The sequence below is a fragment of the Celeribacter sp. SCSIO 80788 genome (genome assembly GCF_051054295.1).
In the GTDB taxonomy this organism is placed as follows: domain Bacteria; phylum Pseudomonadota; class Alphaproteobacteria; order Rhodobacterales; family Rhodobacteraceae; genus Celeribacter.
In genome coordinates, this window is the sequence record NZ_CP150482.1 from 820,546 (window position 1) to 845,018 (window position 24,473).

Annotated in this window: 24 protein-coding genes; 10 read left to right on the forward strand and 14 right to left on the reverse strand. The window is 58.7% G+C overall.

Annotation, left to right across the window (positions count from 1 at the left end; all coding sequences use genetic code 11):
* Positions 1-112 precede the first annotated feature (112 nt).
* From V1471_RS04295 to V1471_RS04325, 7 genes are all read right to left on the reverse strand, one after another.
* On the reverse strand, positions 113-643 hold the full coding sequence (locus V1471_RS04295; RefSeq protein WP_434287080.1) for a flavin reductase: 531 nt from the start codon (positions 641-643) through the stop codon (positions 113-115).
* A 127-nt stretch (positions 644-770) separates the two neighbouring features.
* Positions 771-1,574 (reverse strand): ABC transporter ATP-binding protein, encoded by an 804-nt coding sequence (locus tag V1471_RS04300; RefSeq protein ID WP_434287081.1) that lies wholly within the window; start codon positions 1,572-1,574, stop codon positions 771-773.
* Between the two features lie 137 nt (positions 1,575-1,711).
* Positions 1,712-2,638: an AraC family ligand binding domain-containing protein gene (locus V1471_RS04305; protein WP_434287082.1), complete on the reverse strand. Its 927-nt coding sequence runs from the start codon at positions 2,636-2,638 to the stop codon at positions 1,712-1,714.
* The gene (locus V1471_RS04310; protein ID WP_434287083.1) at positions 2,635-3,912 is read right to left on the reverse strand and encodes a M20 family metallo-hydrolase; all 1,278 of its coding nucleotides are present in this window, start codon (positions 3,910-3,912) and stop codon (positions 2,635-2,637) included. Before V1471_RS04310 ends, V1471_RS04305 begins: the two co-directional genes overlap by 4 nt.
* Before the next feature lie 18 nt (positions 3,913-3,930).
* The gene (locus V1471_RS04315) at positions 3,931-4,809 is read right to left on the reverse strand and encodes an alpha/beta fold hydrolase (RefSeq protein WP_434287084.1); all 879 of its coding nucleotides are present in this window, start codon (positions 4,807-4,809) and stop codon (positions 3,931-3,933) included.
* Between the two features lie 10 nt (positions 4,810-4,819).
* Positions 4,820-5,959 (reverse strand): pyridoxal phosphate-dependent aminotransferase, encoded by a 1,140-nt coding sequence (locus V1471_RS04320; protein WP_434287085.1) that lies wholly within the window; start codon positions 5,957-5,959, stop codon positions 4,820-4,822.
* Entirely contained in the window at positions 5,959-6,741 is a 783-nt protein-coding gene (locus tag V1471_RS04325; RefSeq protein WP_434287087.1) for an SDR family oxidoreductase, read from the reverse strand. The genes V1471_RS04320 and V1471_RS04325 overlap by 1 nt, the downstream gene beginning before the upstream one ends.
* Before the next feature lie 361 nt (positions 6,742-7,102).
* Between V1471_RS04325 and V1471_RS04330 the strand changes: the two genes are divergently transcribed.
* The 7 genes from V1471_RS04330 to V1471_RS04360 all read left to right on the forward strand — a co-directional run bounded on the left by V1471_RS04330 (position 7,103) and on the right by V1471_RS04360 (position 13,339).
* Complete coding sequence (locus tag V1471_RS04330; RefSeq protein WP_434287088.1) at positions 7,103-7,300, forward strand: hypothetical protein; 198 nt, start codon at positions 7,103-7,105, stop codon at positions 7,298-7,300.
* A gap of 58 nt (positions 7,301-7,358) precedes the next feature.
* Positions 7,359-8,132: a class II aldolase/adducin family protein gene (locus tag V1471_RS04335; protein ID WP_434287089.1), complete on the forward strand. Its 774-nt coding sequence runs from the start codon at positions 7,359-7,361 to the stop codon at positions 8,130-8,132.
* 8 nt (positions 8,133-8,140) lie between these two features.
* Positions 8,141-9,409 carry an LLM class flavin-dependent oxidoreductase gene (locus V1471_RS04340; RefSeq protein WP_434287090.1) on the forward strand — a complete coding sequence of 423 codons (1,269 nt, stop codon included), beginning with the start codon at positions 8,141-8,143 and terminating at the stop codon, positions 9,407-9,409.
* Positions 9,406-10,203: an alpha/beta fold hydrolase gene (locus V1471_RS04345; protein ID WP_434287091.1), complete on the forward strand. Its 798-nt coding sequence runs from the start codon at positions 9,406-9,408 to the stop codon at positions 10,201-10,203. The genes V1471_RS04340 and V1471_RS04345 overlap by 4 nt, the downstream gene beginning before the upstream one ends.
* Positions 10,204-10,321: 118 nt before the next feature.
* Positions 10,322-11,020 (forward strand): GntR family transcriptional regulator, encoded by a 699-nt coding sequence (locus V1471_RS04350; protein WP_434287092.1) that lies wholly within the window; start codon positions 10,322-10,324, stop codon positions 11,018-11,020.
* A 365-nt stretch (positions 11,021-11,385) separates the two neighbouring features.
* Complete coding sequence (locus V1471_RS04355) at positions 11,386-12,384, forward strand: ABC transporter substrate-binding protein (RefSeq protein ID WP_434287093.1); 999 nt, start codon at positions 11,386-11,388, stop codon at positions 12,382-12,384.
* Between the two features lie 70 nt (positions 12,385-12,454).
* Positions 12,455-13,339: a hypothetical protein gene (locus V1471_RS04360; protein ID WP_434287094.1), complete on the forward strand. Its 885-nt coding sequence runs from the start codon at positions 12,455-12,457 to the stop codon at positions 13,337-13,339.
* 50 nt (positions 13,340-13,389) lie between these two features.
* Here the strand turns inward: V1471_RS04360 and V1471_RS04365 are convergent, their stop codons facing one another.
* The gene (locus tag V1471_RS04365; protein WP_434287095.1) at positions 13,390-14,781 is read right to left on the reverse strand and encodes an amidase; all 1,392 of its coding nucleotides are present in this window, start codon (positions 14,779-14,781) and stop codon (positions 13,390-13,392) included.
* Positions 14,782-14,990: 209 nt separating this feature from the next.
* Between V1471_RS04365 and V1471_RS04370 the strand changes: the two genes are divergently transcribed.
* Both V1471_RS04370 and V1471_RS04375 read left to right on the forward strand, forming a co-directional pair.
* Positions 14,991-15,752, forward strand: coding sequence for an ABC transporter permease (locus V1471_RS04370; RefSeq protein WP_434287096.1), 762 nt, complete (start codon positions 14,991-14,993; stop codon positions 15,750-15,752).
* A 1-nt stretch (position 15,753) separates the two neighbouring features.
* Positions 15,754-16,512, forward strand: a complete 759-nt coding sequence (locus tag V1471_RS04375; protein ID WP_434287098.1) for an ABC transporter permease — start codon at positions 15,754-15,756, stop codon at positions 16,510-16,512.
* A 700-nt stretch (positions 16,513-17,212) separates the two neighbouring features.
* Here the strand turns inward: V1471_RS04375 and V1471_RS04380 are convergent.
* From V1471_RS04380 to V1471_RS04405, 6 genes are all read right to left on the reverse strand, one after another.
* Positions 17,213-17,992: an SDR family NAD(P)-dependent oxidoreductase gene (locus V1471_RS04380; RefSeq protein WP_434287099.1), complete on the reverse strand. Its 780-nt coding sequence runs from the start codon at positions 17,990-17,992 to the stop codon at positions 17,213-17,215.
* Positions 17,993-18,035: 43 nt separating this feature from the next.
* Positions 18,036-18,875: a fumarylacetoacetate hydrolase family protein gene (locus V1471_RS04385; protein ID WP_434287101.1), complete on the reverse strand. Its 840-nt coding sequence runs from the start codon at positions 18,873-18,875 to the stop codon at positions 18,036-18,038.
* A 56-nt stretch (positions 18,876-18,931) separates the two neighbouring features.
* A complete protein-coding gene (locus V1471_RS04390; protein WP_434287102.1) occupies positions 18,932-19,651 on the reverse strand; it encodes a GntR family transcriptional regulator in 720 nt (239 codons plus the stop codon).
* 61 nt (positions 19,652-19,712) lie between these two features.
* Entirely contained in the window at positions 19,713-21,260 is a 1,548-nt protein-coding gene (locus V1471_RS04395; protein ID WP_434287103.1) for a TRAP transporter large permease, read from the reverse strand.
* Entirely contained in the window at positions 21,260-21,799 is a 540-nt protein-coding gene (locus V1471_RS04400) for a TRAP transporter small permease (RefSeq protein WP_434287104.1), read from the reverse strand. The genes V1471_RS04395 and V1471_RS04400 overlap by 1 nt, the downstream gene beginning before the upstream one ends.
* Positions 21,800-21,880: 81 nt before the next feature.
* Complete coding sequence (locus V1471_RS04405) at positions 21,881-23,092, reverse strand: hypothetical protein (RefSeq protein ID WP_434287105.1); 1,212 nt, start codon at positions 23,090-23,092, stop codon at positions 21,881-21,883.
* Positions 23,093-23,480: 388 nt separating this feature from the next.
* On the opposite strand from V1471_RS04405, the gene V1471_RS04410 reads away from it, so the two are divergent.
* Positions 23,481-24,461: a VOC family protein gene (locus V1471_RS04410; protein ID WP_434287106.1), complete on the forward strand. Its 981-nt coding sequence runs from the start codon at positions 23,481-23,483 to the stop codon at positions 24,459-24,461.
* Positions 24,462-24,473: the final 12 nt, after the last annotated feature.

Genomic DNA, 24,473 nt, shown 5'->3' on the forward strand with positions numbered 1-24,473 from the left:
CATAGTGGGTCTCCTGTCCTGCACTATATGAGGCCAAGGGAGCGGCATGAAACCGTGACACGTCCAGTGCTTGCCGGTCGCCGCAATGTCTTGTCGGCATAGTGGCACAGGCTCACGCCAAGTCATGAAATCTCCGGGCGAAATAAACAGAAACTTCAGGAGATTGACGACGTTTGATGTCCAGAACTTCGCAAAACAGGACATCATGTGTCCCCACGGAATTTCTTGCGATGATCCGACAATCAAAAGAGAGGGGGGCATCTTGCAGACAGGGGGCGCTGCTCACGCCTTGCTGCCAGTGCCCCGTAGCGAAGCGATCTGACATTGGCGTTTTCCCTCCGAACACCATGGCGAGCTCCCGGTGTTCCGGTCCGACAGTATTGACGCACAATGCCGTGTTTGCGGTAAAGCTTGGCGCAGCGGAACTGTTCCGATTGAGGCAGACCAGAAGTGTGGGCGGCGTGTCGGACACGGCGCAAACCGCCGTTGCCGTAAATCCGGCCTGTCCCGCCACGCCGTCGGTTGTGATGATGTTCACCGCACCGGGGAGATGTGCCATGCCGTCACGAAACGCCTCACGCGATACGAGCGGATGATCGTTGCCTTGTGTCTCTTCAAGTTCAGGTGACATATTGGTCGTCATGCCTCTCTTCGCCCCAAATCCGTCTCTCATTCCTGCCTGTATCCCAAGGCCCGTTGAGGCTTGGATCATGGGCTGAGGTCATGATGTGCCGATCATGCCCCAGACAGCCTTTTTCCCCAGACGCGGCTCATTTTTGTCCGTTGGCGGGGCCGAATGTCTTCATGCTTTCCTCCTCGATGGCCGTCAGAAGATCGCGCTTCAGAGCGACGAATTCCGGGGAGGTTAAAAGCTCCGCACCGCGCGGACGCGGCAGATCGACCTTGCGCTCGATTTTGATCGAACCGGGCCGGGAGGACATTACAAGCACACGGTCACCGAGGAAAATGGCCTCATCCACGTCATGGGTGATGAACAGGACCGTGCGCTTGTGTTTTTGCCAGACGTCAAGCAACCAGCGCTGCATCATGGTCCGGGTCAGCGCATCGAGCGCTCCGAAGGGTTCATCGAGCAACATCAGGTCACGCTTGAACATGAACGTGCGCATCAGGGCAACGCGTTGGCGCATTCCGCCGGACAGCTCGTGCGGGAATTTATCCGCAAACCCTGCGAGACCGAATTCGGGCAACATACGCTCCGCCTCTTTCCGGGCGTCGGCACGGTTCGCGCCTTCCATTTCCAGCGGCAGGATCGCGTTGTCGATCACGTTGCGCCACAGCAAAAGGAGATCGCGCTGCGGCATGAAGGACACTTTTCCAAGCAGGTCTTTCGACATCACGGAACGGTCTTCAAAGCGGATGGTCGAGCCGCCATCGGCCTCTTCGAGACCCGCCAGAATGTTGAACAGGGTCGATTTCCCGCAGCCGGACGGGCCGACCACGGTGACAAATTCGCCGGGCTGGACGGTCAGGCCAATATTGGCCAGCGCCGTAAAGTCGCCAAATGTTTTGGACAGGTTGCGCAGATTGAGGATCGGCTTTTCTACTTCGGTCATTTGGGTCTCCGGGATGGCGTTTTGAATGTTGCGATGTTTATGAGATGGCGCGTACGATCAGGGCAAAGACTGCGGCATTGGCGGCAGCAGAAAAATGCAATCCTCCCCGGCGGTATCTGTGTCGATCATCGGGCGCATCAGTAAAACTCGAACCCCATGGTGCGCGCGTGATAATACAAACCACCGTCCTGCACGATCAGGAATTCGGCGCGGGTATCGCCCTCGTTGTGGTGGCTGTGTTTGGCGGCCGCAGGGGTCAGCAACGTCGCCCAGGCGCTCCAGTCGCATTTCAGCTCATCCACCATCGAATAGGCCGGATTGCCCGCAACCGCCAGTGTGATCGCCGCCGAATTGTGTTTGTGCGGGGGCTGGAAACTATGCGGTTTCAAAGTGTTGAGCGAAAGCGTTAGGGTCGGGGCAATGTTGCGGCTGGCTTCGGTCTGATCCGCAGAGAAGATCAGCGCATGGCCGGAGGTCGTGTCATTGGCGTCACGCTCATAAACCACATCGAGCTGATATTTGATCTCATCGGCCGGGTAGTGGACAAACCCGGTTGCGGCCTCGTCTCCGGTGAGGGGGGCGGCCTTTTCAAAGGCCAGCTGCGGATCGTTGCCCACGGCCCAGAACACCGATGTCGTGCTGGCTTCAATGCGGGAGGCAACTCCACCGGGCACAAGAAACACGTCGCCCTTGCCCAGTTCTGCGGTCTCGTCGCCGACGTAAAGCGTCGCCTTGCCTTCAATCATGTACCAGATCGACGCGGTGCAATTCAGCGTCACATCCAGCGTCTCCGAGGCCAGAACCGTCGCGTAACGCGCCAGCATCAGAGGGGTGGTCGCGGGGAAGGGGCATTCCAGTTCGTCGGACAGATCGCAGAGAACCCAGCCGGTGCTGGTCTTGGCCAGTGCCTGGGCCGGTTCATCGCGCAAAATCCGCGGCGGCACGGGCGGCAATTTGATGTTGAACGCATTCCCGGAGTTGAAATAACGGCCACGCGCCTCGGCATCGTTTTTCGGGGCGCGGGGCAGTTGTACCGGCATTTCCGCCATGTCGTTCTGGGTCATTCGAGATCTCCTTTGTCGGAAGTTGCAGCGATGGCTTGCAGGACGACATCCATCAGGATCTGTGCGCCTGTGGCGGCATGAGCGGGCTCTGCCCATTCATCGGGGTGGTGGCTGATCCCACCCCGACAGGGAATAAAGATCATCGCAGAGGGACAGAGCGGCGCAATATGGCGGGCATCGTGTCCGGCAGCGGACAAAAGCGCCATTGCGGGCACATGCCGCGTCTCAGCGGCTGCCAGAATGGCCCGACGCAAGAACGGTGAAAACCCGTTGGCCGGGGCATCGACCATCGGCTGGATTGAGACGTCGCAGGGGGCGGCTTGCCGTTCGGCTGCGGTTTTGATCGCGCGCCCGGTGTCGTTCAAAACGGCATTGTCGGGGTGGCGCAGATCAATGCGGAATGTGACACGCGCCGGCACAACGGAGGGCGCGTTCGGCACCACCTCGACCCGCCCGATGGTAAAGCGGATCTCCGGCCCGGCTGCGAGCGCGATCTCCTGCATCGCCTGCGCCACACGGGCAAAGGCCTGCACCGCATCGAGACGCCGCTCCATCGGTTCGGTTCCGGCATGGGCCTCGCGTCCGCTGAGCGTCACCTCATAGGTTTTCTTGCCCTGAATGCCCGTAACCGCGCCGATCACGGTCCCCGTCGTCTCTAGCCGGTCGGCCTGTTCGATATGCGGCTCGATATAGGCATGAAGCGGAAATCCCGGTTCGATCCGGGGGACATCGGGAAAGCTCTGCGCCAGCGTCTCAAGCTCTTCGCCCACGCTGATCCCATTGGCATCACACGTCGCACGAATGTCCTGCAAGCGGCGTGCTCCGGCGAACACTTCGGAGCCCATCATGCCCGGCGCAAAGCGCCCGCCTTCCTCATTCATCCAAGCGACAAGCGTCACAGGGCGCTGCGGCACAAGCCCGGTCTCATGCAGGGTTTCAAGCACTTCAAACGCCGCCAGAACGCCGTAAATCCCATCGAAACGCCCGCCGGTCGGCTGGCTGTCCATATGCGAGCCGATCAGCACCGGAGCGCCATCTTCGGCCCCGGCCATGGTGAGAAAAAGATTGCCCGCCGTATCAAAGACCGGGACAAGGCCAATGGCCTCGCCCCAGCCGATCAGACGCGCCATGGCGTCGCGATCCTCTTGCGAGAGCGCCTGACGATCCACTCCGCCATCGCTGCGCGCGCCGATCTCGGCCATCGACATCAGCCGGGACCAAAGACGGTCGCCGTTGATCTCGGGAGAGAAAAGGGGGGAGGGGGCAGGTGTCATGAGGCGCTCCGATCCGGGTCAGTCCGTCCTCATCACCTGACCGGGATCGGCGCGTTTGTCGCGCAGTCCCCAGGCCCCGGCTTCGGCACTGGCGATGAACTCGGTGAGATGCAGGTTGAACAGGCACGGTTCTTCAAGGTTCAGCGTATGGCCGGTTTTGGGCAGGATCAGAAGGCCGGAAGCGGGCATCATCTTTTTCAGATAAATCCCCGGTTGCAGGCAGTGATCGTCCTCATCCCCGACCATGATCAGGGTCGGCAGCACGCAAGCCTTGAGCCCGTCTTCGAGATCCCAAAACGAGGGGCGACGCGCCTGCACGCCGCGCATGGTGTTCGCCGCGCCGACCTTGTCGTGCCGTGCCAGACGGGCCACGAATTTGAGATGCTCGCGCGGGTCCTTGTTTTCGAACTGCACCCGGCTCGCGCCGCGCCCGTAAATCTCGGCGAACCCGACAGGGTCTTCCTCGAACTTGTCGGCGACGGTCAGAGAGACGCCGCGGAAATACGCCTCGGTCTCTTTCTCGCACCCGTATCCCGCGCCTGCGATGGTCAGCGACAGCGCGCGTTCGGGATAGGTCAGGCCGAAATGCACCACGGCAAATCCGCCCATCGACAGTCCCACGATATGGGCCTTGTCGACGCCAGCGGCATCCATCACGGCAATCGCATCGTCGACCGCGATGGCCTGTGAATACTTGTCCATATCGGTCGGAATGTCCGAGGGCGCATAGCCGCGCGCAGCATAGGTGATGCACCGGTGCCGACGGGCAAAATAGCTCATCTGAGGCTCCCAGGCATCATAATTCCCGCCGAACTCATGGATGAACAGGATCGGCGTTCCGGTTTCGCCTGCGGTTTCATAATAGAGCTTCGTGCCGTCTTTTGCGGTCGCAAACATGATCTATCCTCTAAAACAGGGCGGGCACGTCGCTCAGGCCTCTGGCCGTTTCGACATAGTCCGCAAGTTTGGTTGCAAGTTTGTCGGCCCAGTCTTCCGGCACAGTGGTCGAAACCTTGATGAACCGGTCTCCGAAGGCGGCGGTGTGATATGCGCCCTGACGGATCATCACGCCATCGAGACGTGCGGCTTCGACAATCGCTTCGGGAGAGACGCCCGTGGCCGAAGTCTCAAGCACAAGGAAATTGCCATGGGAGGGCCAGACCGGCACCGTCAGGCCAATCGCCTCGGCAGAGGCTTTGATCTTTTCCTTGTTGGCGCGGTCGATGCGCCGCACTTCTGCCATCCATTCGGATTTCACCTTGAGCCCCGCCATGGCGCCACGTTGCGCGACGACATTGCCGCCCAGCACGGAGGTGGAGACAGCGGCCAGTTCCGCAATCAGCCCGGGGGTGCCAATGAGCCCGCCGATCCGCATGCCTGCAAGGCCCAGCCATTTGGAAAAGCTCAGCGAACAGATGCAGTTTTCCGTGTCAACGGCGACGGCAGGCGTATGATCTTCGGCAAAGTCGCGATAGGTGCAGTCATGGACCAAAAGCGCACCGTGTTCGGCGGCAATGGCCGCGAATGCCGTAATTTCTTCGCGCGTGTAGGTCACCCCAAGCGGGTTGTTGGGATCGACCACGTAAAGAATGGCACAGCGCTCGTCGATATGCGCGCGCAACAGATCCGGCGTCAGCTTGTAGTCGGTTTCCGGCCCGTAGATCGGCAATTGCACCACCTCTGCGCCTTGCTGTTCGGCGAAGAGGCAGGGCCATTTCCATGTCGGGTCGGTGGTCACAAACGTGGTGCCCGGTTTCGCCCGTGCGCGGCAGATCAAGGCCAGCGCGTTGACGCCACCTTCCGTCACCAAAGCTTCGAGGCCCGGAATGCCGAAATCCTCGACGATGGCGGCGCGCAGGTCCTCGAACCCCAGAGGCGGGGCATAGGCGTTGAATTCGCCCTTTTCAATCGAGCCGACCATGGCCGCCGTGACGGCCGGGTGTGCCGGAATGTGGTTGGTGTTTTGGCCCATCCACGCGAGATCCGGCGTGTTGAACAGATCGTCGAAATATCGGTTGCGAACCGAGAGTACGGAAAGATCGGCCATCAGATCACAGAGCCCCTTGCGGCAATCCCCCCGTCGATGGTGACCACCGTCCCGGAGATGTAACCGGCTTTCGGAGAGGCGAGGAAGGCGCAAAGATCGGCCACTTCCTGTGCCGTTGCCGGACGTCCGCCCGGATATTTGGCGTAGAGCTCTTCCCAGCGGCTTTCGTCGCCCAGCATGTCGATCGCCTTGCGTTTCATGATTTTGAACATGCGATCCGTATCGACCGGGCCGGGGTTCACGCCGACGACGCGGATGCCTTCGTCCATCGAACGCCCGCCAATGGCCTTGGTGAAAGACATCAGAGAGGCGTTGCCCGTCGAGCCGGCGAAATAGGAGGCGTCCCAGTTTTCTCCGGAGTTGCCGATGACGTTGATGATCACGCTGTCGCTCTTGCCCTTGCGCTTCTGCCAGAAAAGGCGCGACAGGGTGATGTAGCCAAACACCTTAAGTTCGAACCCGCGGCGCAGCTCCTCGTCCGCCACCTCTTCCAGCGGCCCCGCAGGAATATCGCCCGCGTTGTTGATCAGGATGTCGTAATCCCCGGCCGCTTTGTCCAGCGCGATCATCGCCTCCGCAGAGCCCAGATCGGCCGGGTGGATCGTGACCGAGACGTCGTATTTGCCTTCGAGTTCCGCTTTCAGCGCAGCCATGGCCTCGCCATTGCGCGCGGCAAGATGAAGATTGCACCCTTCAGCGGCGAGTGTCTCTGCAACAGCATAGCCAATCCCCTTGGAGGCCCCTGTGATCAGGGCTGTTTTTCCGGTCAGGTTCAATTCCATCGAATTCTCCGTTGATGAATGCAAATAGTTACTTTTTGCATACATAATAGCTTTCTTTTGTCTATAGGTTGTTTTGAAAGCACCTCGGAAATCCAGAAATTTCATATTTTTTTATCTTTTATTTCAATGAATAGTTTTTGTTGTGCGTGCCAAAGGGGCTTTCGTCGCGGAAAGGCGCCCAAGTTTTCCTCATTTTGATAAAAGTGTTCAAAATATAATTTTCTGCATACAAATATGTTATTTTAGGATTCATTTAATGGCATTTATGTTGAGCAAGAGCAGCGACACTGCCGGACATGGAAAGGGATTTTATGGCGCAGGTCATATCGGACGGCATCGGCAAGACCTGTGAGGGGCCCGCATGAAGTCGGTGTCCGCTCTCAACCGGGCCGTCGAAGATGGCGCGTTTCTCGTTCTGGCCGCACAGGTTCTGGCGGGACATTTTGGATTTGGAAAATCGACCGCGCATCGAATGATCGCCGGATCTGACCGCTGCAAGCGCGATGTCGCGATCGCGCCCCGATCCTGCTTTTTCAGCAATTCTTCACACAAGGGATGACAATGAGCGGCACCACAGGCTGAGCATTGATCTGAACATATCAACAAGGAGTCCGCCAATGACCGACTACCCCAAACCCGAACGCTATTCCGATGAGGAATGGGAGGCCCGTGTCTCCCTTGCCGCAGCTTACCGGATGGTGGCGAAACTGGGCCTCGACGATCTGATCTACAACCATATTTCGATGCGGGTGCCGGGCCAATCGGATCAGTTCCTGATCAACCCTTACGGCCTGCTGTTTAGCGAAATCACGGCCTCTTCCCTCGTCAAGATCAACACCGTTGGCGATGTGATCGAAGAGACGGAGTACACCGTGAACAAGGCTGCCTTCGTGATCCATGCCGCCGTGCACAAAGGGCGCGAGGACGCGCATTGTGTGCTGCACACCCATTCGGATGCCTCGACTGCCGTCTCCGGCCAGCCGAAGGGGCTTTTGCCGCTGACGCAATTCGCCATGCGGTTCTACAACCGTCAGGGGTTCCATGAATACGAAGGCGTTGCGATTGACGAGGCCGAACAGCAACGTCTGAACGCGCATCTGGCCGATTACCCGGTCATGCTGATGCGCAATCATGGCATTTTGACCGTTGGCCGCACGCCGGGCGAGGCCTTCATGCTGCTCTATTATTTCGAACGCGCCGCCAAGATTCAGCTCCAGATGCAGGCCGCTTGTGCCTCTGGTATCGAACTTGTGCTCCCGGAACATGATGTCTGTGAAAAGGCTGCGCGGCAGTTCTGGGAACTTCAGGGCGACATTCTGATCCCCGGCGAGCGGGAATGGCCGGCGCTCATGCGGGAACTGGACAGAAGCGATGCGGGGTATCGGGCATGAGCCGTGAAATGCGTTTGGGCCTTTTCCTTCTGGGGACGGGCAGTCACATCTCCGGCTGGCGAATGCCGGGGGCCGTGGACAGTTTCGAAAACATCAAAGAGATCACCCAGATTTGTCAGGAAGCCGAACGCGGTCTCTTCGATCTGATCTTCATGGGCGACAATCTCAACGCCGATCCGAAGGCCCACCCGTCCTATTGTTCCCGTCTGGAACCTCTGACCATGCTCTCTGCGGTGGCGATGAACACCACGCACATCGGCCTTGGGGCGACCTCGTCGACGACCTATGGCGACCCATGGTCTCTGGCGCGCGCATTCGCGTCTCTCGATCATCTCTCGGGCGGACGTGCGGCCTGGAACTCTGTGACAACCTCCGCGCCGCAGGCGGCTGCGAATTTCGGCACGACCCATCCCGATCATGCCCGTCGCTATGACATGTCCGCCGAGTTTATCGAGGTGGTGAATGCGCTCTGGACCGCATGGGAAGACGGTGCCGTGGTCAAGGATACGGACACGGGCCAGTATTTCGACGCCTCGAAAATCCATGCCATCGACCATGACGGCGAGTTCTTCAAGGTCAAAGGTCCGGTCAACATTTCCCGCCCGCCGCAGGGCCGCCCGCTGATCCTTCAGGCCGGTGGGTCCGAAGCCGGGCAGGAGCTTGCGGCGAAACAGGCGGATGTCGTCTTTACCGTGACGCAGGACCGAGAAGAGGCCGTGGCCTTCTACGCAGGTCTGAAAGCGCGCCTGCCCAAGAATGCTCGCACGGCAGAGCAGTTGGTGATCCTTCCGGGTGTCATGCCCGTGGTCGGACGCACCGAGGAGGAGGCGCGCGCCAAGCTCAGCAAACTCATGAGTTTCGTCGATGACGAGACGGCTCTGGGCATGCTGTCGGAGCGTTTCAACACGGATATGTCGGGATACGATCTCGACGGGCCGATCCCCGATCTCGGTGAGAACGACGCCTACCATGCCTTCGCCAAAGCCATGCTGTCGAAAGCCAAACGGGAAAACATGACGCTGCGCGATCTCTATTCCCTTGTCGCGGCGGCGCGTGGGCATTGGGTGCTCTGCGGTTCTGCCGAGCAGGTTGCGGACACCTTGCAGGACTGGTTCGAAACCGGCGCAGCGGATGGGTTCAATGTCATGCCGGGCTGGTTCATGGATGGGTTCACCGATTTCATCGATCTCGTGGTACCGATCCTTCAGGCGCGCGGGCTCTACAAGACCGGCTATGCCGAAGGCACCCTGCGCGACAAGTTGGGCCTGCCTGCGTGACAGGCACATCTGTGCAATATTCGGTGGAAACCGACTGTGGCCCTTTCCGCCTGACAGTGGCGGGCGGGGCCGGACGTCCCTGCGTTCTGATCCATGGCTGGGGCGGAACGGCAGCGCAGTGGACGGCGCTCGTGCCGCATTTGATGGCCGCGCATGCGGTGTTTCTTGTCGATCTGCCCGGCGGACCCGCCGCCCCTTTGACCGGTCCCGTCAGCATGACGTCACTGGGGGAGGGCGTGGCCGCGTGTTTGCGGAAGGCGGGGGTGACAGATGCGATTCTTGTCGGGCATTCGATGGGCGGCCCGGTGATGATTGAAACGGCCTTGGCCTTTTCGGACGGAATCATGGGATTGCTTGGTCTCGATACCTTGGCGGATCGGATTTACTACGGGGGCTCGGATGCAAACGAGATCGCCCGGCGTCGCGCGGTCTTTGCCGCCGATCTGGAGGGCGAGACGCGCCGCATGGTCTCGGCCATCACGATGCCCGACACAAGTCCGACGCTTTGCCGACAGATTGCCGACAGTATTTTATCCGCCAAAGCGGATGATCTTCTGGCGCTGCGCGATGCCATGTTCGCATGGAGCATTGCGGATCGTTTGCCATTGCTGAGGTGTCCGGTGCACCTTCTGAACTCGGATGAAGTCTATGCGGCTCATGAACGCGCCCCCATGCCCTGCCTCGCCATCGTCCCCCAAAGTACTTACGGGCATGGGCATTTTCCTCAGATCGAAACCCCTGATGCCCTCTCAACCAGCCTTCTGGAGGCGCTGCTTCTCTTGCAAGAAGGTTGAGAATGGACACTTCGATCCCATTTATGTATATGTTAGGGCTCATATTGGTACATATTCCTGTGTGATCGATGTGTCCTAGAATATCGCGATCCTGACACCTGAGCCTGGAACCCTTGTCATGTCTAAAGCCCTCTTAGCCGAACCGATTACGGGCCGCCGCCAAACGACCCGAGCAGAAGAACTGCGCCGGGATCTGCAAGCACTGATTGTGGACGGTCAGCTCAAGCCGGGGGACAGGCTGGACGAAACGGAAATTGCGACGCGCTTCAATGTGTCTCGCACGCCGGTCCGTGAAGCCATCAAGGCTTTGGTCGCGACAGGGCTGGCCGAGGTGCGCGGACGGCAGGGGACCATGGTCACCACGCTTTCCATTCCGATGCTGATCGAAATGTTCGATTTGATGGCCGCGCTGGAAGGGCTGTGCGCGCGCTTGGCCGCCCGCCGTGCCACCAGAGAGGAAAAAGACCGGATGATCGGTGTTCAAGCCCGTTTGGTCGCTGCTTTCGAAGAGAACGATCCAGAAGATTTTTACAAAATAAACGAAGAATTTCACGATCTTCTTTATATGGCGGCGCATACGCATTTCCTTGCTGGGCAGACGATAGCACTAAGGCTGCGCTTGTCGCCGTACCGTCTTCAGGTCACTTTCCAGCCGGGAAAAATGCGCGCGACCTTGTCGGAACATCAGGAAATTCTTGATGCGATTGAGGCGGGTGATCCAGAACGTGCAATGGTGGCGGCCAGCGAGCATGTGCGCCTTTTGGGGGATCATCTGTCCGATTTTATCGCGACCATTCCGCCGCACCATCTCGGGTAAAGCGGCTTTTTTCCGCGATATACTGCGCCCTAAGTCTCAACAGGTTTGGTTAAATAAGGAATCGCATCGTCCGATGGCGCGGTGGGACGTTCTCTCGCATGGATCTGGCTTAACCGGATTAATTTTTCATTTTATGTATGCATTTTTGTTAAGTTTGAATTCATAATTAATTTGTATGGTGTTTTATTTGCAGAATTTACGCACTTTTGATTGCCGATAAGGCCAAAAACTATGCATTTCGTCACATTTCCTCACATTGCACGGGTGAAATCAGTAATTTTTCCCCCAATTGTTTTCCCATGGCTAAGATCAGGTATCCTAAAATGGAAAAATTGCATATTTAGACTGCACACCTGGAGCTCATGATGAAGAAACTGCCCGCTTCCCTTGTCGCCGCAGCCGCCTTGTTCTGCGCAACCACCGCACACGCGAATGAAAGTGTTTCCGTCCGCCTGAAATGGCTGCCTCAGGCGCAATTTGCCGGGGTTTATGTCGCCGAGGCAAAAGGCTTCTATGACGAAGCCGGTCTGGACATGACCGTTCAGCCCGGTGGCCCGAATATCAATGTCGAAACGCTCGTCGCCTCAGGCGCCAACACCTTTGGCATCGCGTCGGGCACCGAAGGTGTTCTGGCCTCGCGCGCAAAAGGGCTGCCGATCAAAGCCATCGGTATCGATCATCAGATCACCCCTTACGTCTACGTGACGAAAGCAGACTCCGGCATCAAAACTGCGGCCGATTTCAAAGGCAAAACCGTTGCCACATGGTACACCGGCCCGCAGTATGTGCTTTTCTCTGTTCTGGCGGCCAATGGCATGGAGCAGTCCGATGTGAACATCGTGTCTCAATCCGTGACCTTGCAGCCCTTCATCGATGGTGAATTCGATGTGGCGACGGCAACTTTGTATAATGAATATAATGTGCTGCTGGCAAAGGGCCTGACCGACCTGACGGTCATCTCACCGGAAGACAGCGGCATGGTCTCGCAGCAGGATGCCATCATCACATCCGACAAAATGATCGAAGAAAACCCGGAGGTGGTGCAGAGCTTTCTGAATGCGACGCTGCGGGGTTGGAAATACGCTTTTGAGCATCCCGATGAGGCCATCGATATCGTGATGGAGGCCGGTACGGGGCTTGAGCGCGAGCATCAGGAGAAGATGCTTGAAAAAGTCGAAGAGCTGATGACCGGGTCTACAGGGGCGAGCGAAGGGCTTGGCTATCTGAACATGGATGCGATTGCGAAAGTTGAAGCGAACCTCGTGGCATATGGCGCCATCGACGCCCCGGTCGACATTGAAACCGCGTTTGATGCGTCGTTCTGGGAAAAAGTTCCGTCCGAATACAAAAAGATGTCTGAGTGAGGCTGTGCCTTAGACGCTCAATACGGGGTGCCCTTTTGGGCCCCCCGTTCCATCTTTCGGAGAAGGTTTAATGCACAAACGCATTGCGGTTTTGTCGAATTGTCTGGGCAACCAGAACGCAAAGGTCGCCGAATTCGAGGTTTGTCCGGGGGCGTTGTTTCCTCTGGTCGGGCTTTTGCGGGAAAAGGGCTATCACATCGTTCAGATGCCCTGTCCTGAAATGACGTTCATGGGCTGCGGTCGGTGGTGGCAATCCCGCTCACAATACGACACTCCGGGCTATCGTCGACATTGTCGCAACTTGGCGGAAACCGTTGCGGACCTGTTGATCGGAGCGGGTGCGGTAGGGGCCGAGGATGTCGTGCTGTTTGGCATCGACGGGTCTCCGTCGAGCGGCGTTGGCGTGACCTCTTTTGCGCCGGACTGGGGCGGTCGCCCGATGCAGCATCCCTCCAAGCACGTCTATGGGCGTGGCGTCTGGATGGAGGTGTTGTTGGAGGCTTTTCAGGTTCGCAATCTGCCGGAACCGCGGCTTTTGGGCGTGGGGACAGAACTGGTGGGCTATGATGCGGAACGGGAGCTCGATCGGGTGAGGGATTTTCTGGATTCTCAAGAGCATGAGGCCATACCGACACCGCCGCCGCCGCGCAAAGAAGCCCCGACGACGACAAGCCGTGTGGCGCGCAGTCGACGAGTGATGGTGCTTCCGGATGGCGGTATGAATGACAGCGAGCTGTGCGACCAACTTGCACAGGAGGGGTGGGGCATTCTGCAACTTCCGCCCGCCGGTCTTTCGTCGAAAGAGTTCGCGCGCGCCATCGACTATGTCGCGGATCAGGTTCAGGACTATATCGCACATGATCATGTGGTCGAGGCGAAACCCGGTGCAGGGCTTGAGAATTTGAATGCCGCTCTGTTGTCCCGCAACATGCGGCCACTCGATATTTCGGCTTAATGGATTGATCATAAAAGGTTTAAAGCCCCGCTGTGACGGGGCTTTTTTCTTTAAGGCGCCACCCCATGCCATGTGGTGACGTCCTGAAAAGCGGCCCCCATACGACAAAGCCGCGGTTCCGTCAGAGGAAGGCCGCACAGCTGAAGCCCGATCGGAATGCCCAGATCCGTCCGTCCGCAGGGCAGGGTCAGGGTTGGAAAACCGCTCATATTGAAGGGAACGGTATAGCGCCCGATCACCTGAGTTGCCTCGTCATCATCGGCAAAACTGTTCATCTTGGCATTCGAGGGGCCGCCGATTGGCAGGGCTGGCAAAAGCACCGCGTCGACCGTTGAAAAGGTCGCAGACAGAGTGCCCCTGTGTCGACGACGCATTGCCATTGCATCTATGATCTCTGGATTGGAGCGCGATCTGCCGCGGGTAATCAGCTGTGTCATTGCGGTGCCATAGGCCTCGGGATGCTGCGCAAAACTCTCGTGATGAACGCGCGCGGCTTCTGCCGAGATGAGAATGCTCCAGGCGGAAATGACCGGTTCAGGGTCCGGCAGGTCAAGGTCAACGACCTCAACTCCGAGTGCGAGAAAGGTTTCGATTGCGGCGTTGAGCGCGGTCTGAACGGCCGTGTCTGCTGCAACGATTTCTCTTCGGGAAACGCCAAGTCGGAGGCCGCGAATATCTGCGTCCGGGCCGACTCGATGCGACAGGAGCGGATCGCTCAGACAGGTGGGGTCCGATGGATCAGGGCCGGCGACGGCGTCCATCAAGATCGCAACATCGCGGGCGGTGCGCGCCATCGGTCCGACCGTATCGAAGGACGGGGCCAGAGGATGGACGCCAGAAACGCCGATCCTGCCCCAAGTCGGCTTGAGCCCCGTGACGCCGCAACACCCGGATGGCAAACGGATTGATCCTCCCGTGTCCGTGCCGAAACTTCCCGGCACAAAGCCTGCCGCCAATGCGACGCCAGATCCGCTTGAGGAGGTTCCGGTCCAATGGTCTTTGCCATATGGGTTGATCGGAGGGGCGACGCTTCTGTGATGTTCGACCCAGACTCCTTCGGTCAGGGTGAGCTTGCCGAATGCGATGGCACCCGCCTCCCGCAGACGGGTCATGACCGTTGAGGGAGCTCCTTTGCGATTGCGATGAAGGTCTGGATTTCCAAATGCGGCGGGGAGCGCGGAATCGTCGATGGCATCCTTCACGGCGATGGGAATACCGTGCAGGGGGCCTTTGATCCGCCCCGCGCGCCGTTCCGCATCGGCGATCTCGGCCTGTTCGAGGACCGCGTCGCTGGGCCGTGTGGCAAAGGCATGAAGGCGCGGCTCGTCCTGCGCGATCCGGTTCAGAAGCGCCTCCGTCAGATGTCGGGAGGTGATACGTCCGGTTGAGAGGGCGTCACTTAAGGAGACAAGGTCGTAGGACCAGAGATTCGATGTGTTCATGTGGTTCTTTTGCACTCTTTTGTAATAATTGCATGCAAATTTTAATTTTATGGATACTTAGTGGGCATGTGTGTTTGGCGTGGCGGGAATTTGTGCAAAAAACCGTGGGTGATCGAAGAAGTTACGCAGATTTTGCGTTTTGAGTGTGCAAGCTCTTCCGGCACTGCAATGTGGTTCCAAAAGCCTTTCCGAAGCATGAAAGACCACAGATGACGCACTCTCCCGGTTCGAAAATCAGCCGTATCTTACGAAGTTCTCCCGCCGTTGGCGCCATGGTGCTTATGCTCTGGCTCTTCGCCGTACCGTTGTTTGGCATTTCTGCTCATACGCTGCCTGCTTTGACAGATGTTCTGTCGAACGGGGCGAGCATTTGGAAGGATTTGATCGACAGCATCATCTACACGCTGACAGAAACCTTCATGGGATTTGTCGCTGGCTCACTCATCGGGATTTTGAGCGGCATCCTCTTTTGGCGATCCAAGAAAGCAGAGCAAATGCTCCTGCCAATCTTCGTGGCGCTTCAGACCGTGCCGATCATTGCATTCGGGGCAATCGTGGTCATCTGGTTCGGCAATGGCATGGCGTCGAAAGTTGTCATCGCGCTCTATCTGACCTTTTTCCCTGTTGCTGTGAATACAGCCCGTGGGCTTGAGCGCACCGACCCGGATCTGATCAAGCTTTTGCGGAGCTTTGGGGCGAGCGAGATGCGGATTTTCAGGACGGTGTCGCTTCCGACCGCTTTGTCTTCGATTATGACCGGCCTCAAGGTCGGCATCCAACTCAGTCTCGTCGGTGCCCTTGTCGGAGAATGGTTCGGCGACACGAGAGGGCTGGGGACGCTGTTGTTGCAAAGCCTGTATTTCGAGGACAACGAACGCGTCTGGCTCCTGATCCTTGTGCTCGGGGTGATTGGACAGGCCTTGTTCGTTTTGCTCAGCAAGATCGAAAAACGATATATTTGGTGGAAATAACATGACCAGCATCGACTTGACCCGCGTCAACAGGGCGATTTTGCCCTTCATTTCCATCTTTCTGCTCTTCGTCTTCTGGCAGTTTACGGTGATGGCGTTCAAACTCCCGAACTACATTCTTCCGACGCCCATCGAGATATTCGGCGGAATTTTCGACGACTGGGACAAGCTCGGAAGTAACATCACGGTCACGCTCAAAAACACGTTGATCGGCTTTCTGATCGGCACAGTGATCGGGATCGCGCTCGCGATGATCATGGTGCTGTCGGAATGGGCCCATGATCTGATCATGCCTGTGGCCGTGGCAATTTCCTCTGTGCCAACGGCGGCATTCGTTCCTCTTGCCCTGATGTGGTTCGGTTTGGGAGACGACTCCAAGATTGCCATGGCCGCTCTCGCCGTCAGCTTTGTTGTGCTTTTGAACGGCGTCAGCGGATTGCAATCCTCACCGAAGGATCAGATCAATCTGTTGCGCAGTTTTGGCGCCAGCCGTCTCGGCGTTTTGCGGAAATTACAATTTCCCGCAGCCCTGCCTTCGATCATGACCGGAATGCGCATCGGTCTTTCGCGTGCGACCATCACGGTGATCGTGACAGAAATGTTGGGAGCCTATTCCGGGATTGGACAAACCATTTACCAGGCCACGGCAATCGTTGATTACGTCACAGTTTGGGGGGCTGTCATCGTCGCGTCTACGGGCAGTTTGATCCTCTACGGCATTCTGGCGACGCTCGATGCGAAACTGATCTGGTGGAAGTGAGAGGGCAGGTCTCTGTCCGCATCATGCCGACACGACCGACCGAGGGGCGATTTCGGGCCTCGGTCAGCCGTGCCATCTATATGATCGTCAGATTTAGACGGCTTCAATTGATCGTCGCAACGATTGACTGATGTCTTGTGACGGAACCTGTTCCAACACCTCTGCTGGCGGTTTCCATTCGAGTGTGTTTCGAGGCCGATTGTTGTGTGTGGTCGACAGAAACGAGCGTATTTTCATCATGAACGCTGAGATCTGTGCCCTTGGAAAAGTACATGCGCAATAGGCCGTTTTGTTCTCATTACAGCCGCGCTGCGAGGGGCTTTGAGTGAAGCGGGTCTGGGAAATCGAACCGTGAGCCAGGGTGTATACCGAAGCTTTGAAGGGATACGAAAATGGCGAAGCGCCGGAATTTGACAGATCAGTTGTTAATCCCCCGAAACTTAGGGGCGTTTGAAAGTAGAATTTTCTCGAAAAATGAATGAGGAAATTCTGACGATGAAATCGTGTCCGCCGTCAGAGTTTTTGGGCCAGTTGGGCTCCTGATCTCAGAGAGGGTCTGGCTCATCTTCACGCCTTGGCGGTTACGATGAGCCAGAAATCCTCTCTTATCAAATCACCCTAAACTGTCCCGTTGGTGCTGACGTCAGACATGATTTTCAGAGCCGTGCTTAAGTGCGTCACCAACCGTATACGACAGGAACTAACCGAGCGTTCGCCCGCCATCGACCACAAGATCGGCTCCGGTCACGATCGCCGCCTCGTCGGAGGCCAGAAACGCCACCGCATTGGCGATATCGGCAGGCTCCGGCAAACGGTCGACACAATGCTGAGCCAGAATGACCTCAAGCGCCGCCTCCTTGGAACCGAATTTCTTGATCAGCATGGCTTCGACCAGAGGCGTCCAGACCCAAGTCGGATGCACGGCATTGACCCGCACCTTATAGCCGCTTTTACCCGCGCTGAAGGCCGCGTTGCGGGTCAGCGCGCGCACACTGGCCTTGCTGACATTATAGGGGATCGCATCGAGACTGCCGACAAAGGCGGTGGTGGACCCGATGTTGACCACCGCTCCGCCGCCTGTGTCCTTCATCACCCGGATCGCTTCGCGCGTGCCCAAAAACGTACCGTCGACATTGACGGACATGATCCGGTGCCATTCGGCGGTTGGCAGCGCATCGATCAGGAAGGCGCCGTTGCCGACAACCCCCGCGGCATTGACCAGAACGTCGAGCTTGCCTGCCATCGCCACCACCTCGTCCAGGGCCGCACGCCAGCTCTCGTCCGAAGTGACATCGAGCGGCAGGATCACGGGCGGTGTCAGCCCTTCGAACGCGGCCATGACGCTGTCGGTTTTCTCGGGTGCCAGATCGGCGAGAAAGACCGTGCCGCCCTCTTGCGCAATGCGTTTGCCGATTGCCGTGCCCAGCGCCCCGGTGCCCCCGGTGACAAAGGCGGTTTTGCCCTCGAACCTGTTGTTCATCTTTGTGTTTCCTTCTGTGAAACGTCTTTTCGAGGCCGCAGCCTCATTCGTCCACGACGCCGTTGCTCAGGGTGCCGATGCCGGTGATCTCGACCTCGGCCACCATGCCCGGTTTGAGGTAAAGCTGGGGCTTGCGGAATTTGCCGACCCCGCCCGGGGTGCCGGTGGCGATCACATCGCCGGGCTGAAGCGTCAGAACGGTCGAAGCATAGGCGATGATCTCCGGGATGGAGATCGCCAGATCGTCGAAACGCGCCTGTTGCACGATCTCGCCATCGATGCGCGTGGTCAGGACCTGTTGGGTGATCTCGCCCAGCTCATCCGGGGTCGACATCCACGGGCCGATGGAGCCCGAGGCCTCAAAGCTCTTGCCCGGCCAGAATTGCGTGGTGTGGATCTGATAATCGCGGATCGAGCCCTCGTTGACACAGGTATAGCCCGCGATGTGATCGAACGCGTCCTCGGCTGCGATATGCCGTCCGGGTTTGCCGATGATCAGGGCCAGTTCGCCCTCGTAATCGAAATCATGGCTGGCTTTCGGCCGCACGAGCGGGGTGCCATGACCGACGAGAGACGAGGGATAACGAGTGAAAAGCGACGGGTGTTGCGGTTTCGGACGTCCGGTTTCCTCGATATGGGACATGTAATTCAGCCCGACGCAGATGATCTTTTCCGGGCTGGGGATCGGCGACAGCAGGGTGACATCGCTCAGCGGCGTTTTCTCGCCCACGCCCGCCAGTTCGGCCAGAGCATCCGCGGTCAGAACCGCCCGCAGATCGGGGTAGCGGTCCCGCAGGACAGCCCCGGCATCGAGAATATCGGAACCTTCGACCGTGCCGTAGCTCGGCTGGCCGGAGGAGGAAATAAAAGACACAAGACGCATTCGTCTCTCCTTTTGGGTCTGGTATGTTACGTGCGGCCCCTTTGGGGGGGGCGGAGTCAAAGATCGGTGGTCTCGGTCGAAGGCGTGAGAGACGCCTCCGTGTCGCTGGGCCAATGCGCCAGGAGATTGTCTACGGTCGCCTGATAATGCTGCCTCAGAAGCGCCTCGGCCCGGGGCGCATCCCGGTCCAGCACGGCCTCCAGAAGATCGGCATGCTCTTTCTCCACATCCCGGGCGCTGCTCGTGGTGACCGGCCCCGAGGAAACGCGGTAAATTTCTGTGGCGGCGGCCAGCTTGTCGCAAATGTCGGTGAGCGCCGGGATATCGCAGCCCTCGATCAGCTTGGCGTGAAAGGCGCGATGCGCATGGAACCAATCCGGGTTGCCATGCAGCTCGTCCTCCGGTGTCCGGCGCCGGGTCCGCGACAGGCGATGATGGGCCGAAAGCACCTCGGTCTCCCAATCCACCCCGCCACGTTCGATCGCAAGACGCAGGGCCAGCGTTTCGTTGTGACAGCGCAAAAGCGTCAAATCGCGCAGCTCCTTGCGATCCAGCTCCGGCACGGAAAAGCCAATCCCGATCTGCGACACCGCAAGCCGGTCGCCGCTGAGCAGGATCAGGGCCTCGCGCACCACGGTGGTGCTGGCACTGTATTCCTTGCCCAGCACGCTGGGTTGTAGCCGGGTGCCGGGGGTGATGTGACCGTCGAAAATGCCTTGCCGGATGCGTTGGTAGACATCCAGTGCCAGTGATTTCGCGTCGCCTCTTTTGGACATGGGGTGGGCCTTTGTGGTTTGAAACGCGTGCGTTGGGGAAAAGACATGGGGTGAAAGCGGATCAGCGCACCGCCTGTTGCGGCAGCCATGTGACGAGATCGGGGAAGATCGTGATCAGAATGACCACGGCCAGAGCCAGCGGCACGAACAAAAGCACCCCGGCGAACACGTCTTTCAGGGACACGCTATGGCCGATGTTGATCTCCGGGTCCTGCGCCATGCGATGGCCGATGAAGACCAAGAGCCCGACAGGCGGCGTCAGAATGCTGATCTCGGCCATCAGCACGAGAAACACGCCGAACCACATCGGATCGTAGCCGGCGGCCACCACGATGGGCATGATCAGCGGCACGGTCAGAAGCATCATCGCAATCGCATCCATGAACATGCCGAGCACGAGATAAAGCAGGATCAGCAGCCCGAAGAACAGGACGATATTTTCCGACATCTGCTTCATATTGGCCGACAGCCATTGGGCCGCGCCGGTGACCGCCAGAAGACGACTGAGAATGGCTGCCCCGATGATCAGGATCAGAACCGAGCCCACCGCCGACAAGGTGCCACGGGCCGCCCCCAGCAGGGACTTCAGAAAACTGCGCCCGTCCTGCACCGCAAGGCAATAAAGTGCGGACCCCACCGCCCCGACAGCGGCGCATTCGGTGACGGTCAGAAACCCGCCGCCCAGACCGCCGAAGATCACAAGGATCAGCACCGGAACCGGCCAGGCTTCGATCACGATCCGAAGCTTTTCCCGGCCTGCGGGTTCGCGTGTCTCTTCGATGGCGGCCTGTTGCGCCTGTTTGCGTCCCTTGCCGACCCAATCGGGTTTCATCAGGGCGATGAGGACCACGGTCATCACATAGGCCAGTGTCAAGAGAATGCCCGGGACTGTGCCGGCCAAAAGCTGCGGCCCGACGGGCACTTCGGCAAAGCCCGCAAAGATCACCATCATGATGCTGGGCGGGATCAGCTGACCGATGGTGCCCGCGCTGAGCACCGAGCCCACGGCGAGGCGTTTGTCATAGCCGTAGCGCAGCATTTCGGCGATGGCGATGCGGCCGAGCGCATAGGTGCTGCCGACGGTCGAGCCGCTGATCGCCCCAAGCCCCGCACCCGCGATATTCGTGGTGGCGGCAAGATTGCCCGGCAGCCAGAAAAACAGGATGCGCGCGGCGGCGTAAAGTTTGGTCGTGATGCCGGAATACCAAAGCATCAGCCCCATGAAGACGAACATCGGCAAGACGATGAAGGTGGAGCTTGAGGCGGTGGTGAACGGCACTTGCGACAGGCTGGAATCGAGCGCCCGGGACCCCAGAACGGCATAAAGCCCGACCGCCCCGGCAATCCCCATGGCCAGCCCGACGCTCATGCCGAGCCCCATGAGCGAGAACATCAGCCCGAGCGCCACCACGGCCCGCAATTCGCGCGCCATATCGACAAAGAACAACAGGCCGAAAGCGGCGGACAGAACGGTCAGCAGGATGACCCATGTGACACCTTTCCACGGATGCGGATCTGCCTGAGTTTCAGCCGGAAGTCCGGCCGGAGATTCGGATGCGGTGGAAAGATGTGAGGTCTGATCGGACATCGTGGTCGGTTCCTGTGTCATCAAAGGGCCTCCGGGCTTTCCATATGTTCCTCGGCATCGGTCTCGGCGCGGAACAGGACAAGGTAGATATGCTTGGCAATCACCAGCGCGAAGCTCAGAAAGCCGAGGGCAGTCACGAAGCGCACGGGCCAGATCACGATCTTGTAGGCCCCGGCATATTCGCCATCGCTCATGCTTTCATAGGCGACATGGAACCCGAGCCATGCCATGCGCAGAAGGATCAGGATCGAGATCAGGGCCACCACGCTTTCCGCCAGTTTCAGAGAATTGCGGCCCAAGGCTTCGGTCAGCATGGTGACGCGCACATGCTCATGCCCGAGTCCGGCCCACCAGATGCCGATAAACACCATCGGGACCATCAACCAATATTCGGTCACCTCCAACACACCGGGGATCGGCCTGTTGAACAGGTTGCGCGACAGCACATCGGCAAAGGTCAGAAGGACCAGCGCATAAAGGCAGAAAGTGCCCAGCCCGATGAGGGCGGTTTTTCCGATCCGCCAGATCGACGGGAACTGTTTAGGGGTGTTCTGGGGCATGAGACATCTCATCTGTCCGGGGGCGTGTCAGTGGGCATAGAGAGGGCAGGCGGGGAGAGAGCTCTCTCCCCGCGCGTGTCCTCACTCCTGCGCGGTCGCAAAAGGGGTGACGATCTCGCTCAGGATATGCGCCTTGAGCGGTGCGAAATCCGGTAGCTCCCCGCCCTTGGCGACAAAATCGCCCCAGGAGGTATAATCGCCGCCGAACCCAAGTTCATCGCCCAGAATCCCATGCCATTTGTCGCGAATCTCCGCGAGACGGGCCACTTCTGCCGCCGGGTCTTCGACCTCTGCCGGGCTGTTGGCGGCGGCGTTTTCACGAACCTCATCGTGATAGGTATCGACTTTGGCGCGCATCTCCGCATCCGGCGTGGTGTAGACCACCCCATTCTCAAGGCTGGAAGTTGCGGCGTTCAATTGCTGTTTCAGAGCCGCTTCGAGCAATTCGGAGGCGTATTGTGCGGTTTCATCCCAGACGATCGCCTTGAGCTCCTCGGGGAAGGCATTCCATGTGTCGAGGTTGAACCCGTAGACCGACTGCGCATAGGCGGTCAGGCCCACGCCGAGGTTGAAATATTTGCCATGGTCGAAAAACCCGTTCGCGCCCGCGTCGGCCAGACCGCCCATCCAGCAATCGATCACGCCGGACTGGAAGGATTGATAGACTTCGGTGATCGGCAGAGCGACCGGGGTCAGCCCGAGGTTCTGGGCCTCCTTGGTCCATGTCTCGCCTGCCACCCGGCTGCGTTTGCCTTCGAGATCGGCCATGGTGGCATTTTCATCCTTGCAGAGAATGCCGTAGGGGCCGGTGATCGAGAAGGACGGCATGACCGGGAAAATCCCGGCATCCAGAAGCTGTTTGGTGTGAGAACTCAGCCCGGTATTCCATTCATAGCCCGCCAAAGCGGTGGTCGCGACTTCCAGAATGGGGTTTTGTTCCGAGGGGATGGCAAGGCTGCCCTGCCATTCGTCGACGGAGAATTTCGCCGGTTCATAAGCGGGCAGAACAAAGCCGAAATCGAAAATACCGTCTCCGAGCGCGGAGGTCAGCTCCTTGGCGGGCACGAGGCTGCCTGCGTAGTAATATTCGAATGTCAGCTTGCCGCCGCTGCGCTCTTCGAGACGGGAGGTATAGGCCTCCATCGGTGCGGTGAACCAGTTGTCCGGCCCGTAGAGAGACGCCACACGCAGCGTCATCGGCTTCATGTCGGCCAGCCCTTCGGCGGACACCCCCGTGAGCGGGATCGCAAACAGGGTGGTGGACAGGGTGGCAGCCGTCAGCAGAGATTTCATGTTTATTTCCTCCCGTGAACAAAAGTGAGGCCTCGTCCCGACGCGTCGAAGGAACCTCCGACACGGCAGAACGGCTGTGTCAGGGGGCTGGTGATCGGGTTGAAACGATTGTCTCCTCAGGAATCGATTCTATAAATGAAAATCTTTTCCGGTCAACAGATCCGGGACCGCCATACAGGTCGGAGGCCCGGAGCTGAGCGTGATTTGCGCTCAAATAAGATAAAAAATTATTTATAATCATACGTGTCCATAAGGCGGACATTTTGAATCTCGGCATATCCGCGCACCAGGGATCTGGCTTATGCTTTTGAGAAAGCGCTCCGAACGACAGACAGATTGGCCCGAACAGCCTTCTGGCAGCGCTCTGAATTCGATATGGGAGAGAGACATGGCAATCACGGCACTGGGGTATCTCGGGGTCCGCTCCGACAAGCTCGACGACTGGTCGGATTTTGCCGGCGGGCTTCTGGGCATGCAGAAAATCGACCGTGGCGGCAAGGCGCTGGCCTTTCGCATGGACGACAAGATGCAGCGGCTTCTGGTGTCCGACGAACCGGGCGACACATTGGCCTTCATGGGCTGGGAGGTGGCGCATAAGGACGATCTTCAGGCCTATGCGGCCCGGCTCGACAAGGCGGGCGTGCGGGTAAACCTCGGTTCGAAGGAGCTGTGTGATCGTCGTTTCGTCGAGGGGCTGATCTGGTTCGAAGATCCGATGGGCAACCGGGTGGAGCTATTTTACAACCCGATGATCGCCTCCGATCCTTTCGTGCCCGGGCGCCCGATCGACGGGTTCAGGACTGGGCCCTACGGCATGGGCCACGCGGTTCTGCATGTCAAAGACATCGACGTGATGTTGCCCTTCTACCGCGATCTGTTGGATTTCAAGGTGACCGATTACGGGCTCACGCCCTACGGGCTTTATTTCTTCCATGTCAACGGACGGCATCACAGCTTTGCCATGGTCGGCTCCGGTCAGGAAGGGTTTCACCATTTCATGGTCGAATTCCAGAACCTCGACGATGTGGGTCAAGGCTACGATCTTGCCAATCTCGAAGAGGGCCGTGTCGCCTATACGCTTGGCCGTCATATCAACGATCTGATGACCTCCTATTACGCCCATTCCCCTTCCGGGTTTTTCGTTGAAAACGGCTGGGGCGGCATGATCATCGACGAGGCGACATGGGAGGCGCACGAGACCCATGACGGGCCGAGCTTCTGGGGCCATGAGCGGCTTTATCTGACCGAAGAGGGCGGGCGCAAACGGCTGCGCGATATGCGGCTCGATGCCGCCGAACGCGGGGTTCGTGGACCGCAGGTGGCGGAGTGCCCGTGGCTTTACGGCGAATTGGCGAAGCTGGGGAAATAAGTTTCGGAGTCC

Coding starts and splice junctions, on each gene's coding strand:
- V1471_RS04375 (WP_434287098.1), top strand. CDS start 15,754: ATGACCAGCATCGACTTGACCCGCGTCAACAGGGCGATTTTGCCCTTC.
- V1471_RS04340 (WP_434287090.1), top strand. CDS start 8,141: ATGCGTTTGGGCCTTTTCCTTCTGGGGACGGGCAGTCACATCTCCGGC.
- V1471_RS04295 (WP_434287080.1), bottom strand. CDS start 643: ATGACGACCAATATGTCACCTGAACTTGAAGAGACACAAGGCAACGAT.
- V1471_RS04325 (WP_434287087.1), bottom strand. CDS start 6,741: ATGGAATTGAACCTGACCGGAAAAACAGCCCTGATCACAGGGGCCTCC.
- V1471_RS04310 (WP_434287083.1), bottom strand. CDS start 3,912: ATGACACCTGCCCCCTCCCCCCTTTTCTCTCCCGAGATCAACGGCGAC.
- V1471_RS04395 (WP_434287103.1), bottom strand. CDS start 21,260: ATGACACAGGAACCGACCACGATGTCCGATCAGACCTCACATCTTTCC.
- V1471_RS04390 (WP_434287102.1), bottom strand. CDS start 19,651: ATGTCCAAAAGAGGCGACGCGAAATCACTGGCACTGGATGTCTACCAA.
- V1471_RS04320 (WP_434287085.1), bottom strand. CDS start 5,959: ATGGCCGATCTTTCCGTACTCTCGGTTCGCAACCGATATTTCGACGAT.
- V1471_RS04405 (WP_434287105.1), bottom strand. CDS start 23,092: ATGAAATCTCTGCTGACGGCTGCCACCCTGTCCACCACCCTGTTTGCG.
- V1471_RS04360 (WP_434287094.1), top strand. CDS start 12,455: ATGCACAAACGCATTGCGGTTTTGTCGAATTGTCTGGGCAACCAGAAC.
- V1471_RS04330 (WP_434287088.1), top strand. CDS start 7,103: ATGAAGTCGGTGTCCGCTCTCAACCGGGCCGTCGAAGATGGCGCGTTT.
- V1471_RS04335 (WP_434287089.1), top strand. CDS start 7,359: ATGACCGACTACCCCAAACCCGAACGCTATTCCGATGAGGAATGGGAG.
- V1471_RS04350 (WP_434287092.1), top strand. CDS start 10,322: ATGTCTAAAGCCCTCTTAGCCGAACCGATTACGGGCCGCCGCCAAACG.
- V1471_RS04380 (WP_434287099.1), bottom strand. CDS start 17,992: ATGAACAACAGGTTCGAGGGCAAAACCGCCTTTGTCACCGGGGGCACC.
- V1471_RS04410 (WP_434287106.1), top strand. CDS start 23,481: ATGGCAATCACGGCACTGGGGTATCTCGGGGTCCGCTCCGACAAGCTC.
- V1471_RS04305 (WP_434287082.1), bottom strand. CDS start 2,638: ATGACCCAGAACGACATGGCGGAAATGCCGGTACAACTGCCCCGCGCC.
- V1471_RS04300 (WP_434287081.1), bottom strand. CDS start 1,574: ATGACCGAAGTAGAAAAGCCGATCCTCAATCTGCGCAACCTGTCCAAA.
- V1471_RS04365 (WP_434287095.1), bottom strand. CDS start 14,781: ATGAACACATCGAATCTCTGGTCCTACGACCTTGTCTCCTTAAGTGAC.
- V1471_RS04400 (WP_434287104.1), bottom strand. CDS start 21,799: ATGCCCCAGAACACCCCTAAACAGTTCCCGTCGATCTGGCGGATCGGA.
- V1471_RS04355 (WP_434287093.1), top strand. CDS start 11,386: ATGAAGAAACTGCCCGCTTCCCTTGTCGCCGCAGCCGCCTTGTTCTGC.
- V1471_RS04315 (WP_434287084.1), bottom strand. CDS start 4,809: ATGTTTGCGACCGCAAAAGACGGCACGAAGCTCTATTATGAAACCGCA.
- V1471_RS04385 (WP_434287101.1), bottom strand. CDS start 18,875: ATGCGTCTTGTGTCTTTTATTTCCTCCTCCGGCCAGCCGAGCTACGGC.
- V1471_RS04370 (WP_434287096.1), top strand. CDS start 14,991: ATGACGCACTCTCCCGGTTCGAAAATCAGCCGTATCTTACGAAGTTCT.